Below are 14,745 nucleotides of genomic sequence, written 5' to 3'. Positions count from 1 at the left end.
CCCTGCCCCACCCCGGGGCGGGCCGCCCGGCCTGCCCCTCCCCAGCACACGAGGAGATCGCCATGTACGAGGTCACCATCCAGCACCGCTCCGTCGCGGAGAAGACGTTCACCGCGAAGGACGGCGGCGAACTGCGCACCCTGGTCTACGGCGTGGCCCGTGCCCAGGGCCGGGAGGTCGACAACGACAGCGACATGATCGCGGAGATCGGCGCGGTCCGCTCGCGCGCCGACATCGAGGGCGTGGGCCTGATCGAGGTCTACGGCCTGACCGTCGAGGTCAAGCCCGCCGAGGACGAGATCGACTACGCCTGCGAGGGCCACGAGAGCCTGTACGTCGGTCTCGGCGAGAGCGCGTACTGCGACGGAACGTGCAAGCCGCGCACCAAGTTCGACCGCGCGGCCCTGGTCGACCTGTCCTTCGCCCTGGACGACGAGGACCTGGACGAGTCCGGCGGCTGCGGCGCCTGCGGCCTGGAGGCCGACCAGATGTGCGCGGCCTGCGCGCGCTGCAACTGCGACCGGCACGACTCGTGCAAGCGACCGACCGCCGCCAAGTAGCCGCCCCCAGGCCCGACACCACCACCGAGGAACGGCATGAACAAGAACCCCACATCCGACGCCATGGCGACCACCTTCCGGGCGGCCCGCGACAGCGCACGGTCGGCCGCGAAGGCCGCCGCGCACGTCGCATGTCTCTACCTGATCGAGGCCAACGGTGGCCGGGGCGGCATCCACGAGACGTGGAGGGGTGAAGGCCCCGACTCCTGGTGCCAGATGGCGGCCCCGGGGATCACCGCACACATCCTCGCCGAGTCCTTCGGGGACCGGGCCCGCGTCGCCTTCCGGGCCCTGACGGAGGCCGAGTACGAGCGGCTCAAGGCCGGGGCCGAGGACCGGAACGCCTGCTACCACGACGAGGACTGTGAGTGCGACGACGCCCCCTGGCCCGCCCTCGGCGAACTGGCCGAGCCCGGCACGAGCGAGGTCGGGTTCCGTAACTGCGAGCTGCGAGGCCAGGTGACCCGGGCGGCCGGCTCCCCGACGCTCGACCTCACGCTGGACGACGAGCCGGTGGGTGAGGTCGCCGCCCTGATCCGGCTGCTCCGCGCCGACCGCTAAGGTCCGCGCCCCGACGCCCCGCTCTCCCTGGTGGAGAGCGGGGCGTCGCGCTGTTCAGCGCTGTTCAGCGAAGTTCGGCGAACAGGGCGCCGAACGGCCTCTGACCTGGGTGGACGCCACGCGGATCATGCGCCGGTTTGCCGATTCTTTGCCAAACCTCTTTCCCGTAATGGATTATCCGAAACGAATTATGGAAATGATGTTGATGTAACCACTCACCACCCACCAAAGGACACGGTCATGAGCACACCGGACATCACCCCTCACCCCGCCCGGTGTCTCAAGTGCCGCAGGATCCTCCGCAAGCCCTCCCCCGACGGCCTCGGCCCGAAGTGCAGGCGCATGGTCCGCCGCGCCGCCCGGCTCAACCCCCCGGCCGCGTACAAGCCGTACCAGATGGCCAAGGCCCTGGAGCTGCTGGAGATGGGCGCCCTGGTCCCCCTCCGCGCGAACCGCGTCTTCCTCGTCGTCTCCGAGGACGGCAGCGAGATCCACCGCACCGCGGCCACCGGTCAGTGCAACTGCCCGGCCGGCCTGCGGGCCACCTCCCTCTGCTACCACGGGGCCGCCGCGCTCCTCCTCGCCACCGCCACCGCCGCCTGATCCACCGAGAGGACCGTCGAGATGAACCAGCACATGAAGGCCGCCGCCCGCGCGCAGCTCCTCGCCGGCATCGTCCGAGCCCGCGCCAAGTCCCACGCCGAGGGCGCCGCCCTGCGCACCATCGGCCGGAACCTGGCCCAGGCCGCCAAGGGCCTGCGCGAGGCGGCCGACACCGACCGGATGCCCGACGAGGCCGACCAGGCCATCTGGCGCGCCCGCATGGCCGCCGCCCGCGCCGAGACCGGCATCCCGACCGCCGTCTTCGACTACGTCACGGCCCCGGTCACCGGCTACGCGCCCGAGCTGCCCGACCTGCTGCCCGCCGACCCCGAGCACGTCAGCCGCGAGAACGAGCTGCGCGCCCGCCTCCTCGACCTGGCCGGTCACCTCGACTGCCGCGAGGAGGACGTAGCCAAGGCCGTGCTCGTCGCGCTCATCCGGCTGCACGGCGACTACGACCGCCTGGCCGCCGAGGTCGCTCTCCACGGCCGCGCCGACCAGGCCCCGAAGAGCTACCGGCCGCACACCGGCACCCGCACGGCGGCCCACCTGCCGGGCCACCTGACCGTGTTCGACGGCGGCCTGATCCTCGCCGAGCTGGAGGTGCCCTACGACATCACCCCCGGCGACATCTGGCAGCTCATCCGCACCGTCCAGCCCACCCACGCCTGACCCTCAACGAGGAGGACCAGCCCATGTTCCGCGAGACCATCACCCACGCAGGCGGCACCACCGAGGGCACCGCCAGCGAAGCGCACGCCCTCACGACCCTCCGCCGGGGCGCCCGGCGCGGCTACGCCATCGAGGCCACTCGGGACGGCGGCGCGCTCATCACCTGGACCCGCCGGGAGCTTCGCGGCGGCATCGCGCACCGTTCGATCACCTTCGCCCCGCAGATGCCGGTCGGCACCCTGACCGAAGCGGTGATCCGCGACCTGACGGACATCGACGGCCTGCGCCCGGTCCGGTACATGGAGAACGACCACGGGCGGCGGATCATCCTCGCCGGGCTCACCGAGATCAGCCCGATGGCCACCGCGGCTCTGCGCGCCCGCCAGCTCGTGACCGCCGACGAGCACGGCAAGGTCCGGCTGACGCTCACCGCGCGGCTCGGACTGCTGGCCGCCGCCCACCGCACGACGACCACCGAGCCCGAAGGTTGGTCCCGGCCCTCCGACAGCCGGCTCGTCACCGCCGGGCTGAACCGACCCGGCCGCCGCGCCGGGATGGTCCGCCAGTCGGCCAGTGCGGCCTCCTGCTCGTGCGGCCAGTTCAGCGCCTTCGGCGGCGACCGCACCGAGGCCCGGAACCTGGCGCGCCGTCACCGTCACGACATGGCCGCCGCGTTCGTCGCCAGCCTCCCCGTCGGCTTCACCGACGCGGTCACCGCAGCGGACGAGCCCTCGGCGCGAGAGGTCGGCCTTGAAGACCGCCGGTACTGGGCGGACGTGTACGACCGGGGCGAGTAAGCCGCCGGCCAGCCCTGTCCGGACAGTGTCCGGACACGCTGACCAGCGAGAACGCGACTGACGTGCGGGACGCTCCGGACATGTCCGGGCGGTTGTCCGGACGCCCGTCCGGACATGTCCGGAGCCCGACTTCCCTGCCACTTCCCGGGTCGTACCCGGTACTCCAGGGACCCCCCGGCGTTAGTCATAGTGTCCACCCACTAACACCCCGCATCGGGAGCACCATGAGCCCCAGCACCCCACCCCGTACCCCCACCGTGGCCATCGCGCGCATCCTGCGCGGCCTCGGCCTCGTCCAGGGCGACGACTTCCGCGTGACCGGCGACTACCGCAACGGCGAGCGCATCGGCACCTTCGTCCTGGCCCTCTCGCGCCACGCGGACGAGACGATCGCCGCCCACGCCGACGAGATCGAGCGCCTGGCGGACGAAGGCCCCTTCGCGTTCCGCGTCTCGGTGCGCTACCCGAGTGGCGACCGCCCGATGACCGGCGTCGCGAACTACGGCTCCCGAGTTCGCGAGGAGCCGCCCGCCCCCGCCGAGCCGACGGCGCCCGAGCCCGCCCCGGAGCCGGAAGCAGTCCAGCCCGAGCCGGAGTCCGCGCCCGAACTGCCCCCGGCCGGCTCGGTGGCGAGCAAGTTCCTCGAGGGAGCCCGCGAGCGGGCATGGGGACGGCAGCGGGCACGCGCGCTCGGCTGGTCCACCGCCCAAGCCGACCTGATGGCCGCCGCGGCTGCCATCCAGCTCCAGTACCGGCAGGACGGCGTGCTGCGCTACTTCCCACAGCCCGGGTACGCCGGTCACCCCGTCGCAGAAGGCCGCTTGACCCCGCTGGTGAACGCTGGACTCCTCGTCATCTCCGAGCCCTTCGGCCCGGGGTACAAGAGGGTCAGCGTCACCGCCGACGGCCGCGAGGCGCTGCACCTGTGGAGGGTCTACCGGCCGACCCCGGCCATGAAGGGCCCCCGGATGGACCGGGAAGCGCTCCACCCGCTCCTCGGCGGCGAGCTGGCCACCAGCCAGAACGCAGCGGCCGACGAGCAGTCCCGGCACCGCCTGGCCCACCGGGAGGCGATGTACGCGGCCATGGATGAGCTGCACGCCTGGGAAGCCCGCGACGAGCGGCTGTGGAACGTCTGGGCCCGGGTGCAGGACATCACGCACCGCCTCGGCCGCAGCCGGCCCATCGGCTGGATCCCCACCGACGAGGAGATCGAGACCCACCGCATCGACCCCGGCCTGGTCGCCGAGCTGCGCGCCGAGGCCGGGCGCCCGACGCCCAAGCCGCAGTTGCCGACGACGCCCGCGCTGCCCCCGAGGGAGCTGCCCCCGCTGACGGTCGCACCGGACGACGTCGAACAGCTCGACCTCTTCGCGGCAGCGTCCTGAATCGCGCGAGCGGAGCCCCTACCCTGATGAGTGATCTGAACGGAGCCCAAGATGAGTGGACCGACCCGACAGGACATGGCCCGCAGGATGAGCGGCGGGTACGGGACCGGCGAGGGCCGCGTCGGTCTGGCCGACCGGAGCGCCGATCCCGAGGAGGGCGTGGCGTCGTGCGGGATGTGCCCGGCGGACGCAGTGCTGTACTTCGTGGACTCGGCCGAGGAGAACATGCACTACGCGTGCCTGGCGCACTCCGGAGCAGTGGCCTACTCGGTGGCGGTCGCCTCGACGGCCGGCCTGGACGTCCCCGCCTCGGAGCGGGGAGCCGGCGACCGCCGTTGGCACCAGTAGCCCAGAACGACGAGCGCCCGCCTGCCGCCCTCTCCGGGCGGCAGGCGGGCGCTCCTCGTTCCCCCAGGGGGTCAGCCGGTGGGCGACTTGGCGGCAGCGGCGCGCCTGTTCTCCGTGGCCCGGTGGCCAGCGGCGATGTCGTGGACCCTCTGCGGGGTGACCTCCAGGGGGCCGGACAGGGTCTTGGCGCTGTGTTGCGGCATGTCGAGCAGGGCGCGGACGGTGAGCTGCCTCTGCTCCCGGACCCAGGCCGACAGGTCCGGCATGGCCTTGAGGGCGCGGCCGAGGACTTGCGCTCGCTCGACGGTGGGCTCGCCGGCCAGCTCGGCGAGGGCGGCGAAGACCGGGGGGAGTTCGTGACGGCTCATGCCAGCAGGTTAGTGCCTGCCCACTATGGCGCGCGTCACGAGCGGCACACCCGGTTGACGCCGCAGGGCTCTGACCTGCGAAAACTTCCCTGATTTCCTCGCGTCACCCCGGTACCCCCAGGGAGATATCGCGTTAGTCATAGTGTCCACCCACTAACACACCACCCCACAAGGAGCCCGACATGGACGCCAAGATCGCCCTCAAGCGCCTCACTAACCGCGCCACCTCCACCTTCGAAGAGGCCGGTGCGGCCCGCAAGCGCCTGACCGACGCGCTCGCCTTCCAGGGCGCACAGCTCGACGGCCTCATGGACGCCGTCCTGGTCGCCGAAGGCAAGGCGAAGCCCTGGATGCAGCTCCTCAACCGCATCGACCGCCACGGCGTCCGCGAGGGCCTGGCCAAGCAGCGCGAGGAGTGCCTGGAGCTCCTGCTCCACTACGGCCTCTCCATGAGCACCAGCATGGTGCGCAACGCGTCCCAGCTCGCCGAGCAGGACGGCCTGCGTCGCTTCCTGGACGCGACCGACACGATCGAGATTGACGAGGACGCGGCCCCCACCGAGACGCCCGCCCCGGAGCTGGAGCCCGCCGTGATCGGCGGTCTGCGCACGGCCGTCCGCCAGCAGGTGCAGGTCCTGGAAGCCATCCGCGGCAACGGCGTCAAGGTTCACGCGGCCGGCAAGGTCACCGTCGAGGACGGGAGTGCACCCCGCCTGGTGATGGTCGAGTTCGCGATCAGCAAGGGCTGGGCGCAGATGAGCAACACCGGCCCCGCCTCCGAGGGGCAGCCGGTCACCCTCACCCCGGCTGGCGAGGCGATCCTCACCAACTGACCAGCGGCACCCCGGGCGGGGCCGACCGGCCCCGCCCTCCTCCTCCCAGAAGGGCCCACCCATGCGCGCCACCACGACCCCCACCGCCCGCGAGGCCAGCGACCTCGGCGAGGCCATCGGCAAGATCGCGGCCTTCGCCGCCCAGTCGCTCCACGAGTCCTTCCCGCACCTCGACCTGGAGGGCCTGGTCGACACCTTCACCGGCACCCGCGCCGTGCGGTTCATCGGCCGCCGCTACCTGGCCGCCATCGAGGAGAGCAAGACGCCCGGCGAGGCGGCCGGGGAGGCGGGCAAGGCGCTGATCTACGCGTGGGCGGAAGCGCGACTGGAGGCCCGCGCCCAGCTCGACCGGGAGGCGGACGCCAGCCCGTGGGGGCCGATGGTGCTCTGCTGGTGCGAGACCGAGGTCCGCGACAACGCGGAGGCCCGGCAGGGACACCACGACGGGTGGCACACCGGCCAGCGCCCGGCGACCTGGTCGGCCGTCTGACCTGCAACTTTCTCCGATCTCCCGCGATTTACCCGGTACCCCAGGGGCGTTCGGAAGTTAGTCATAGTGTCCACCCACTAAGCCCCAACCCCCAGGGAGTCACCAGTGACCGCCACCGCGAACAGCATCTTCACCACCGCCGACATCGAGGGCCTGGCTGACCTCATCGCGTTCGCCAAGGAGGAACTGAGCCTGGACGACCTCCATCCGAACATGGCGGCCCGGTACCGCGACATCGCGGCCGGCCTGACCTCCGAGGGCATCGAGCGCACCCCGAAGGCCATCGCCGAGTTCGTCGCCCTGGCCGTCGAGGAGGCGGGCCACCTCGACCAGGTCGCCCCTTGGGTGTTCGTCCGCTACCTCGATACCGCAGACGACATCCTCAAGGAGTTCTGATCCACCCGGGGTCCGGCGACCCCGCCGGACCCCGGGTCCCTGACCTGCAACTTTCTCCGATTTCCCGCGAATCACCCGGTACCCCAGGGGTGTTCGAAAGTTAGTCATAGTGTCCACCCACTAAGCCCCAACCTACAGGGAGCCCACATGGCCAGCATCGACCCCACCGCCATCGCCGCCATCTTCACCGTAGCGGCCACCGCCACCAGCTGGCAGCGAACGAACCTCGGCCTCAACACCCGCGTGGACCACGGTGGCTTCACCTGGACCGTCCAGCTCCCCCCGGAGAGCGGCCGGGCGTACATCTCCGGCAGCAGCGGCTGGGGCGGCGACACCTGCGAGTACATCGAGGCCACCTGGGGCGAGACCTTCCTCATCGTCGACGCCGCCATGAACGCCACGCGCGTCCGCTGACCACCCCGGGGCGGGCCACCCGGCCCGCCCCTCACCCACCCAAGGAGGTACGCCCCATGGCGACCATCGAGATCAACCACACGCGAGCGGAGGGCACGATCCTCACCGGCTCCCGGAAGGGTGACGGGATCTTCGAGATCGTGCGGAACCACGGCTTCTGGTTCTCGCGCAACGTGGAGGGCCTTTACATCCGGCGGTCACAGGACAAGGAAGCCGACATGTGGCGCATCAACCGCGCGGCCGAGGCCCTGCGCGCGGCCGGCCACGAGGTCACGATCGAGATCAACGAAGAGGAACGCCGGTCCTTCGCGGAGGCCGAGGCCGACCGCGAGGAGCGCGCCGAGGACAGGGCCGACCGGTTCGGCGACCGCGCGGGCCGGGCTGTCGCCTCGGCCGACGCCCGGCGATCGGCGGCCGACCAGATCTCGAAGCGGTTCGAGTTCGGGCAGCCGATCCTCGTCGGCCACCACAGCGAGGGCCGCGCCCGGCGCGACGCCGCGCGGATCGACACGAACATGCGGAAGTCGTTCGAGGAGCGCGACCGCGCGGGGTACTGGGCCAACCGGGCCGGGGCCGCCGAGAACTACGCGAAGCACCGCAAGGACCCCCACCGCACCCTGCGGCGCCTGGAGCGCCTGGGCGCCGACCTGCGACAGCAGGAGCGGCACCACGCGGAAGCCGTCGAGAAGGGCTACGACTCCGTCGACCGGCACGCGCGGCTGATCCGGGACTTCAAGGAGGAGATCGCGTACTGGGAGGAGATCGTGGCGAAGGCCGAGGCCGAGGGCGTGAAGATCTGGAGGCCCGACGACTTCGCGCCCAGGGACTTCGTGCTCTACTCCGGCTCCTGGTACCAGGTGGCCCGGGTCAACCCCAAGACACTGTCGATCGCGTGGAACCTGAGACTGGCCCCGAAGCAGGTCATGACCCTGGAGGACGCCACCTTCGAGGACGGCCGGCTCTGGACGCACACGGCGGACTACACCAACGCCCGCGCGCGGTGCCCCGAGGCGGCGATGCTCGCCTTCCTCGCCGACGGGAAGGTCCCCGGCACCAAGGCGGCTCGCGCGGCCTCGGAGGAGCAGCCGGCCAGCGCGGTGCGCGAGGCCCTGGAAGCGGCGAAGACGAAGGCGCCGAAGAAGCGCGCCGACCCGAAGGTGGCGAAGCGGATCTACGTCACCTGCCCGATGAGCGGCGCCGAGGCGACCCTGACGTGGCTCAACGGGGGCAGCCGCCCGCACAAGGACTTCGAGCCCGTGAAGATCACGCCTAAGGAAGGGGAGACGTTCCGCCGCGCGGTCTGGTCGCAGGCACTCCAGGCCGACATCACACGACTCCTCGGAGAGCACGGCTACGAGTACGGCGCGGACGACTGGGTGGTGTCCCGGGACCGCAGCGGCTTCGTGCGGAGCATCAAGCCGAGGCCGCAGACGGAGGAGCCCGCCGCAGTGGTCGCCGAGCAGCCGGCTCCGGAGCCCGCCATCGAGGAGCAGCCCCCGGCCGAGGAGCCCGCACCGGAGCCCGAGACCCCGAAGGTCTGGAGCCGGGCCGACTTCAAGAAGGGCGACTGGGTGCAGGCCGATGGGCGGTGGCACAAGGTCTTGCGGTCCAACCCGAGGAGCGTGTCCGTCCCCGGCCCGGACGTCCGGCTCATCCAGTGGGACATGGTGACCGGCCGCAGGAGCACGGCCGAGATGGCCGAGGTGCAGGCCCTGGCCGCCGAGACCGGCGAGGACCAGGCGCCGGTCGACGCGCCCCCGACGGGGACTGAGGCGGTCACGGAGGGGGCCGAAAAAACCCCGTCTGACCTGCGATTTCTTTCGAGCATCCCGGTACCCCAGGGGCCTTCCGAAGTTAGTCATAGTGTCCACCCACTAAGCTCCACACCGCACAGTGAGAGGCCGGGAACCATGACCGACATCACCACCACCGCCACCCCCGAGGTCACCGAGGTCACCGAGACGGCCCCCGCGAAGAAGGCCACCCGGACCAAGGCCGCCGCGAAGAAGGCGCCGGCCGCGAAGAAGGTCATCGAGCCCACCAAGGTCAGCAAGCGCCGCGAGGTCGTCGCTGAGAAAGCCGTCGAGACCAAGGTCAAGGCGGACACCCAGAAGGTCATCCCGATCGACCGGATCGACCGCGACCCGAACCAGCCGCGCGAGCTGTTCGACCAGGCCAAGCTGGAGGAACTGGCGGGCTCCATGCGCGAGCTGGGCCAGCTCCAGCCGATCAGCGTCCGGTACGACACGGGCACCCGGCGGTACACGATCATCATGGGCGAGCGCCGGTGGCGCGCGGCCAAGATGGCCGGCCTCTCCGAGATGACTGCCCTCGTCCTGCACGGCGCGGTCGGCGGCTCCCGCGAACTCCTCGCCAAGCAGGTCGCCGAGAACGTCGGCCGCGCGGACATGACGGCCATGGAAGAGGCGAAGTCCTTTAAGGACCTGGAGAAGGCCGGGTACACGATCGAGGAGATCGGCCGGATGTGCGGCAAGTCCCCGGCATACGTCGGCTGGCGGATCGATTTGCTCAAGCTGTGCGACTCGGCGCAGGACGCACTCGCCAAGGGCCTGCTCGGTGTCAACCTGGCCTGGTACGCGGCGCAGCTGAGCCCGCAGAACCAGATGCGGTTTCTCAGCCGGTACACCCAGGGCGGGTTCGCCAACGACCGGGACGCGGAGGCATTCGTGAAGGCGTGCCGCGCCGAGGAGGAGCGCCGCGAGTCCCAGGGCTCGTTCTTCGTCCTGACCGAGGAGACCTCGGGTAAGAAGGGCGACGTCCAGGAGTCGATCCTCGGAGACCACGACGTCCCCGAGGAGGAGCGCGAGCGGATCATCTCCGAGCGGTCGAAGCTGACGAAGAAGATCGAGCGCCTGTCGGCCGCCGGCGAGATCCTGGCCGAGCTGGCCACCGCGGACCCGGAGGAGCTGGCCCTGCTCCTGGCCGGAGCCGCTGGAGGCGTCGACGTCCACAACAAGCGCATCGGGCACCTGCGGAAGCTGACCGGCCAGGTCATCGCGAACCTGACCAAGGCGCAGGCCATCGCCTCGGTGCGGGCCGGTGGCATCGCGATCAACCCGGACGCGGTCGCCCTTGAAGCCCCGGAGGCGACCGAGGGCACCACGGAGGCCGAGGTCGCCGCCTGACCTCCCTTCGGCAGGCCCGGACCTTAGTGTCCAGACACTAAGGTCTGGGCGGGGAGGGCCAGCGCGCCCCTCACGGGAGTACGCGGCGCGCCCCTCCCCACCCCCCGCCCCGCCAATCGCGGCGGCCACAGCGGGACTCACAACCCCACCACCCCCGGCCCCACGGCACGGGCACCACCACCCACCCGGATGCGACCCGAAGGAGCACCATGCGATTTCCCACCGACGTCCTCGCCGTCCTGACCGACCCCCGCACCGTCATCCGCGACAACCGGGTGCACACGCCCTTCCAGTTCGACCTGGCGGTCTGGAGGCGGATGAACGACGTCCTCAAGGAGATGGGTGCCACCTGGGAGCCCCGCAAGGCGATCCGCGCGCACGTCTTCCCGTACCGGATCGAGGAGTTCCTGCGGCACTGCCTCGCGGCCGGCGAGTACCCGTCGAAGTACGAGCAGGGCTGGTTCCCGACCCCGCCGAGCCTGGTCATGCAGATCTGCGACCTGGCCGGGATCTACGCCGGGATGACCGTGCTGGAACCCTCGGCCGGCTCCGGAGCGATGACATCCGAGATCGCCCGCCGCGGCGGCCTGGTCGACAGCGTCGAGCTGGACTCCAGGAGGGTCGAGGTGCTGCGCGAGCAGGGCGATTCCCGGAAGGTGATCGCCGGGAACTTCCTCGACCTGGACCCGCTGGACTACGCGGAAGGGTTCGACCGGGTGGTGATGAATCCGCCCTTCTCCAACGGGCTCGACCACATCAAGCATGCGATCGGGTTCATGAAGGACGACGGGATCCTCGTCTCGGTCATGACCCAAGGGCTGACGTGGTGGAGCGACAAGGCCACCGTCGAGTTCCGCGAGATGGTCGAAGAGGTCGGCGGCGAGATCGAGGCCCTGCCGGACGACTCGTTCGCCATGTGCGGGACCAACATCAAGACGTGCCTGGTGTTCATCCCCGGGTACGCGGGCGGCCCGCTACGGACCCACGACTGGCACCAGCGGCAGCCGAAGCAGCTCGACCTCTTCGACTTCGCCGCCGCCTAGGGCCTTGACCTGCATCTTTCCCCGATTTCCCCGGCCGCACCCGGTACCCCCAGTGGGATCACGCGTTAGTCATAGTGTCCACCCACTAAGCCATCACCCCACCCAGAAAGGCCCCACCGTGAGCGACCAGGCCACCCCCACCAACGACCACGTCTACAACCCCTTCCCCCCCGAGTTCGTCTCCGACGAACCCATGGAGGTTTCCGGAAGGGACATGGGCTACCTCATCGCCTGGATGAGGGCCCAGCTCACCGCCCAGGACAGGCACGACGACAACTCGGACCTGTGCCAGGCCCTCAGCTCGATCATGCGCGAGGCCAGCGAGGTCTACGGCTCCGAGCCCGGAACCCGGGAGACCTGCATCTGTCACGGCTAACTTCCACCCCCCGGCCGGGCCATCGGGCCCGGCCGGCCAGCCTCAGCGAAAGGAGTCCACAGGATGAGCGATCTGCGACTCGCGACCTGCACGTACCAGGAGTTCGCCCCGCACATGGGCACCCCGGTCCGGACCACGGTCGGTCACCCGCGCTTCTCTCTCCCCTACCAGCTCGGCGGCCACGCGAAGCTCATCACCCCCACGCGGGATCTGCTGAAGATCAACGCGCAGGACGCCTACGAGTTCAGCTACCGACGCCTGCTCAACGGCAACGGGCTCGACAACATCCGCCGCGAGCTGATGAGCATCGCAGGCGCCAACGACCTGGACAGCCCCCTCGTGCTGCTCTGCTTCGACCGGCTGGACAAGCTGACCCCGCCGGACAACTGGTGCCACCGCTCCCACTTCGCGAAGTGGTGGACCGAGCAGACCGAGCAGGAAGTGCCCGAGCTGGGCGGCCGGTCGGCCGCGCCGGCCCCCACGCTGTTCGACTTCTGATCTCCCAGCCCCGGGTGGGCGGGGGCGGGAATCCCCGCCCACCCGGGCCAACCGAACCGACCTCACAGAGCAAGGACGCCACCATGGCCCGCACCCGCGAGATGATCCAGACCCGAGTCTGCATTGACGACATGCTCGGCCCGCTCGACTGCCAGCTCGACCCCGGCAACCGGTGGAACGGCTGGCTGAGCCCCAGCTTCACCCTCGACGCCACCCGGCAGCTGTCCGCCCAGACCCTCCAGATGGCCGACGAGTTCGGCTACGACTGCGTCGACACGATCCACGTGATCGACGGCCGCGCGGACAGCCGGGACACGGTCCACATCATCGACAGCGGCCTGACCCGCGAGGTGAACGAGGACGGCGACCGCGAGCCCACCGCGGTCGCGGTGCGCATCCCGTGGCGCTCCCTGGACCGAGGCGCGAGCGCCACGATCTCCGACGTCACCCCGGACGCCCGGAAGGCCGCCCGGCGCAGCAAGGCGACCGGCCGAGGCGCGGCCCGCGCGGTCGTCGTCCACATCCGGTGGCAGTGGCTGAGCGAGGGCAGCGACACGGCCGCCAACGTCGTCCGGCCCTACGAGGGCCTGTACTCCATCGGCGGCTGGGAGTGGACCTGGAGCTTCGCCTCCTGGTGGTGCGTGTGCGGTGAGGGCATGGACTGGCACGAGACCGAGTGCCTGTGCGGCATGAACCGCGACAAGAACCCGAAGACCCCCCTGGCCGTGGCCACCTGGGCGGCCGGCGCCACGCTGCGGCGCCTGGCCCCCGAGGTGACGTCGGCCCTGGTCGACCTGACCGGCCCGCCCTACCTGGTCGCCGTCTTCGCCGGCGACACCGAGATCGACACGGCCGACGACACCGGCCCGTTCGACACGGAAACCCTCGGCGAGGCCGACGAGATCCTGCGCAAGGGCATGGACGACTCCGGCCCCGGCGACGTCGCCGACGACGGATGGGAGCACGTCCCGGACGAGAAGTCGGCCCAGCTCTACCGGATCAGCTTCCCGGCCCTCCGCCCGTAACAGGCACCGCCCGGGACGTGGCGCTCCAAGCGCCCGTCCCGGGCCCCTTCCTCCACCCCACCCAGAGCAAACGAGGACGTCACATGACCACCCAGAGCCCCCAGAGCCCGGCCTACCCCCTGCCCGACGGGCGCGAGATCAGCACCGCGGCCCACGACGCGCTGAACGCCCACTTCGCGGCGGTCGAACGGCTCGGCCGCGTGATGGCCGTCGTCACCGCGGCGGCCGTGCGGGACATCCTGACGGACAACGACCACGACGCCCCGTTCGACGCCGCACACGCCGAGCTGATCGAGGCGGCCGACGGCTCGCTGCACGGCACCGGCCGGTACTGGACGGCGGACGGCACCGAGACCTCGTTCACCGAGGCGATCGGCGAGCAGGCCGCCGGGATGGGCGTCTTCGGGATGAACGAGTGGACGCCCTACCTGGGCTACGAGAACGAGAAGGTCTGGAAGCCCCTGGTCGAGGAGCTGCCCCCGCGCGGTGGCCAGCAGGTCTACCGCCTCGACCTCGCCAAGGCTGCGGCCTTGCCGCTCGACTGAACGCTTCACCCCTGGCCCCGGGACGGGCGAGGGCGGGAATCCCCGCCCGTCCCGGGGTCGACGTCTGCCCAACCGAGAAGACCTCACTGAGGAGAGACCGATGATCGAAGTTCTCGTCAGCTGCAACGACACCCAGCGGTACCCGGCCCTGGTCGACCCCGACGAGCACCGCGACGGGTTCGTGAAGCCCTGGTTCGACCTGGAGACCGTCCAGCGCATCGCCGCCGACACCCAGGACGACGCGGCCCGGTTCAGCCACGGCTCGGTGGACACCGTGCACGTTCTCGCCGGCCAGGTCGACGGCCAGGCCCACGCGGTCGTCCTGAACATCTGCTGGATGTACCTGGGCGGCGAGAAGCACGAGGAGGCGGTGGAGGTCTGCCAGCCCAACGAGGACGGCCGGTACGCGATCGGCGGGTTCGAGTGGTGCTGGTACGTGCTGGACGAGGACCTGAACCCGCTGATCCCGGCCCAGATGAAGCGGGAGCCGCTGCCGCCCTTCCCCGGACAGCGGGCCTCCTGACCTGCGAAAACTTCCCGATTCCCTGCGTTCCACCCGGTACCCCAGGGGTGTTCGGAAGTTAGTCATAGTGTCCACCCACTAAGCAACACCCCACCGGCCAGGTGAGCGGGGGCGGGAATCCCCGCTCGCCCGGCCGGAACCGACCAGCCTCACAGGGAG

General features: G+C 70.9%; 19 protein-coding genes. 18 read left to right on the top strand and 1 reads right to left on the bottom strand.

Annotation, left to right across the window (positions count from 1 at the left end; all coding sequences use genetic code 11):
* The first annotated feature begins 62 nt into the window (after window positions 1–62).
* The 7 genes from E6R62_RS17060 (at window position 63) to E6R62_RS17030 (ending at window position 4,929) form a co-directional block, all read left to right on the top strand.
* Entirely contained in the window at window positions 63–560 is a 498-nt protein-coding gene (locus E6R62_RS17060) for a hypothetical protein (protein WP_136214289.1), read from the top strand.
* Between the two features lie 36 nt (window positions 561–596).
* Complete coding sequence (locus E6R62_RS17055; RefSeq protein ID WP_136214288.1) at window positions 597–1,121, top strand: hypothetical protein; 525 nt, start codon at window positions 597–599, stop codon at window positions 1,119–1,121.
* A 240-nt stretch (window positions 1,122–1,361) separates the two neighbouring features.
* On the top strand, window positions 1,362–1,724 hold the full coding sequence (locus E6R62_RS17050; RefSeq protein WP_136214287.1) for a hypothetical protein: 363 nt from the start codon (window positions 1,362–1,364) through the stop codon (window positions 1,722–1,724).
* Window positions 1,725–1,745: 21 nt separating this feature from the next.
* A complete protein-coding gene (locus tag E6R62_RS17045; RefSeq protein ID WP_136214286.1) occupies window positions 1,746–2,396 on the top strand; it encodes a hypothetical protein in 651 nt (216 codons plus the stop codon).
* 23 nt (window positions 2,397–2,419) lie between these two features.
* Window positions 2,420–3,193, top strand: coding sequence for a hypothetical protein (locus E6R62_RS17040; RefSeq protein WP_136214285.1), 774 nt, complete (start codon window positions 2,420–2,422; stop codon window positions 3,191–3,193).
* Between the two features lie 224 nt (window positions 3,194–3,417).
* Complete coding sequence (locus E6R62_RS40270) at window positions 3,418–4,581, top strand: hypothetical protein (protein ID WP_206308744.1); 1,164 nt, start codon at window positions 3,418–3,420, stop codon at window positions 4,579–4,581.
* A 51-nt stretch (window positions 4,582–4,632) separates the two neighbouring features.
* Complete coding sequence (locus E6R62_RS17030) at window positions 4,633–4,929, top strand: hypothetical protein (RefSeq protein WP_136214284.1); 297 nt, start codon at window positions 4,633–4,635, stop codon at window positions 4,927–4,929.
* 71 nt (window positions 4,930–5,000) lie between these two features.
* Here the strand turns inward: E6R62_RS17030 and E6R62_RS17025 are convergent, their stop codons facing one another.
* Entirely contained in the window at window positions 5,001–5,297 is a 297-nt protein-coding gene (locus E6R62_RS17025; protein WP_136214283.1) for a sigma-70 family RNA polymerase sigma factor, read from the bottom strand.
* A 182-nt stretch (window positions 5,298–5,479) separates the two neighbouring features.
* Between E6R62_RS17025 and E6R62_RS17020 the strand changes: the two genes are divergently transcribed.
* The 11 genes from E6R62_RS17020 to E6R62_RS16965 all read left to right on the top strand — a co-directional run bounded on the left by E6R62_RS17020 (window position 5,480) and on the right by E6R62_RS16965 (window position 14,586).
* Entirely contained in the window at window positions 5,480–6,130 is a 651-nt protein-coding gene (locus tag E6R62_RS17020; RefSeq protein WP_136214282.1) for a hypothetical protein, read from the top strand.
* A gap of 61 nt (window positions 6,131–6,191) precedes the next feature.
* Complete coding sequence (locus E6R62_RS17015) at window positions 6,192–6,620, top strand: hypothetical protein (protein ID WP_136214281.1); 429 nt, start codon at window positions 6,192–6,194, stop codon at window positions 6,618–6,620.
* Between the two features lie 105 nt (window positions 6,621–6,725).
* Complete coding sequence (locus E6R62_RS17010) at window positions 6,726–7,016, top strand: hypothetical protein (protein WP_136214280.1); 291 nt, start codon at window positions 6,726–6,728, stop codon at window positions 7,014–7,016.
* 147 nt (window positions 7,017–7,163) lie between these two features.
* Window positions 7,164–7,430 carry a hypothetical protein gene (locus tag E6R62_RS17005; RefSeq protein WP_136214279.1) on the top strand — a complete coding sequence of 89 codons (267 nt, stop codon included), beginning with the start codon at window positions 7,164–7,166 and terminating at the stop codon, window positions 7,428–7,430.
* A 56-nt stretch (window positions 7,431–7,486) separates the two neighbouring features.
* Window positions 7,487–10,576, top strand: coding sequence for a ParB/RepB/Spo0J family partition protein (locus E6R62_RS40880; protein WP_240801719.1), 3,090 nt, complete (start codon window positions 7,487–7,489; stop codon window positions 10,574–10,576).
* Between the two features lie 209 nt (window positions 10,577–10,785).
* Complete coding sequence (locus E6R62_RS16990) at window positions 10,786–11,619, top strand: methyltransferase (RefSeq protein WP_136214278.1); 834 nt, start codon at window positions 10,786–10,788, stop codon at window positions 11,617–11,619.
* Window positions 11,620–11,737: 118 nt separating this feature from the next.
* A complete protein-coding gene (locus E6R62_RS16985) occupies window positions 11,738–11,995 on the top strand; it encodes a hypothetical protein (RefSeq protein ID WP_136214277.1) in 258 nt (85 codons plus the stop codon).
* A gap of 63 nt (window positions 11,996–12,058) precedes the next feature.
* Window positions 12,059–12,493 carry a hypothetical protein gene (locus E6R62_RS16980; RefSeq protein WP_136214276.1) on the top strand — a complete coding sequence of 145 codons (435 nt, stop codon included), beginning with the start codon at window positions 12,059–12,061 and terminating at the stop codon, window positions 12,491–12,493.
* Between the two features lie 83 nt (window positions 12,494–12,576).
* Entirely contained in the window at window positions 12,577–13,518 is a 942-nt protein-coding gene (locus E6R62_RS16975) for a hypothetical protein (RefSeq protein ID WP_136214275.1), read from the top strand.
* An 83-nt stretch (window positions 13,519–13,601) separates the two neighbouring features.
* Window positions 13,602–14,063 (top strand): hypothetical protein, encoded by a 462-nt coding sequence (locus tag E6R62_RS16970; protein ID WP_136214274.1) that lies wholly within the window; start codon window positions 13,602–13,604, stop codon window positions 14,061–14,063.
* A gap of 100 nt (window positions 14,064–14,163) precedes the next feature.
* Window positions 14,164–14,586, top strand: coding sequence for a hypothetical protein (locus E6R62_RS16965; protein WP_136214273.1), 423 nt, complete (start codon window positions 14,164–14,166; stop codon window positions 14,584–14,586).
* Window positions 14,587–14,745 lie beyond the last annotated feature (159 nt).

Source organism: Streptomyces sp. A1136 (assembly GCF_004795055.1).
Lineage (GTDB): Bacteria > Actinomycetota > Actinomycetes > Streptomycetales > Streptomycetaceae > Streptomyces.
Note: the sequence above shows the minus strand (reverse complement) of the source record. Positions and strands in the feature narration are given on the sequence as shown.

Bases quoted from the DNA above. Each gene is read 5' to 3' on its own strand.
- E6R62_RS17060 (WP_136214289.1), top strand. From the start codon at position 63: ATGTACGAGGTCACCATCCAGCACCGCTCCGTCGCGGAGAAGACGTTC.
- E6R62_RS17055 (WP_136214288.1), top strand. From the start codon at position 597: ATGAACAAGAACCCCACATCCGACGCCATGGCGACCACCTTCCGGGCG.
- E6R62_RS17050 (WP_136214287.1), top strand. From the start codon at position 1,362: ATGAGCACACCGGACATCACCCCTCACCCCGCCCGGTGTCTCAAGTGC.
- E6R62_RS17045 (WP_136214286.1), top strand. From the start codon at position 1,746: ATGAACCAGCACATGAAGGCCGCCGCCCGCGCGCAGCTCCTCGCCGGC.
- E6R62_RS17040 (WP_136214285.1), top strand. From the start codon at position 2,420: ATGTTCCGCGAGACCATCACCCACGCAGGCGGCACCACCGAGGGCACC.
- E6R62_RS40270 (WP_206308744.1), top strand. From the start codon at position 3,418: ATGAGCCCCAGCACCCCACCCCGTACCCCCACCGTGGCCATCGCGCGC.
- E6R62_RS17030 (WP_136214284.1), top strand. From the start codon at position 4,633: ATGAGTGGACCGACCCGACAGGACATGGCCCGCAGGATGAGCGGCGGG.
- E6R62_RS17025 (WP_136214283.1), bottom strand. From the start codon at position 5,297: ATGAGCCGTCACGAACTCCCCCCGGTCTTCGCCGCCCTCGCCGAGCTG.
- E6R62_RS17020 (WP_136214282.1), top strand. From the start codon at position 5,480: ATGGACGCCAAGATCGCCCTCAAGCGCCTCACTAACCGCGCCACCTCC.
- E6R62_RS17015 (WP_136214281.1), top strand. From the start codon at position 6,192: ATGCGCGCCACCACGACCCCCACCGCCCGCGAGGCCAGCGACCTCGGC.
- E6R62_RS17005 (WP_136214279.1), top strand. From the start codon at position 7,164: ATGGCCAGCATCGACCCCACCGCCATCGCCGCCATCTTCACCGTAGCG.
- E6R62_RS40880 (WP_240801719.1), top strand. From the start codon at position 7,487: ATGGCGACCATCGAGATCAACCACACGCGAGCGGAGGGCACGATCCTC.
- E6R62_RS16990 (WP_136214278.1), top strand. From the start codon at position 10,786: ATGCGATTTCCCACCGACGTCCTCGCCGTCCTGACCGACCCCCGCACC.
- E6R62_RS16980 (WP_136214276.1), top strand. From the start codon at position 12,059: ATGAGCGATCTGCGACTCGCGACCTGCACGTACCAGGAGTTCGCCCCG.
- E6R62_RS16975 (WP_136214275.1), top strand. From the start codon at position 12,577: ATGGCCCGCACCCGCGAGATGATCCAGACCCGAGTCTGCATTGACGAC.
- E6R62_RS16970 (WP_136214274.1), top strand. From the start codon at position 13,602: ATGACCACCCAGAGCCCCCAGAGCCCGGCCTACCCCCTGCCCGACGGG.
- E6R62_RS16965 (WP_136214273.1), top strand. From the start codon at position 14,164: ATGATCGAAGTTCTCGTCAGCTGCAACGACACCCAGCGGTACCCGGCC.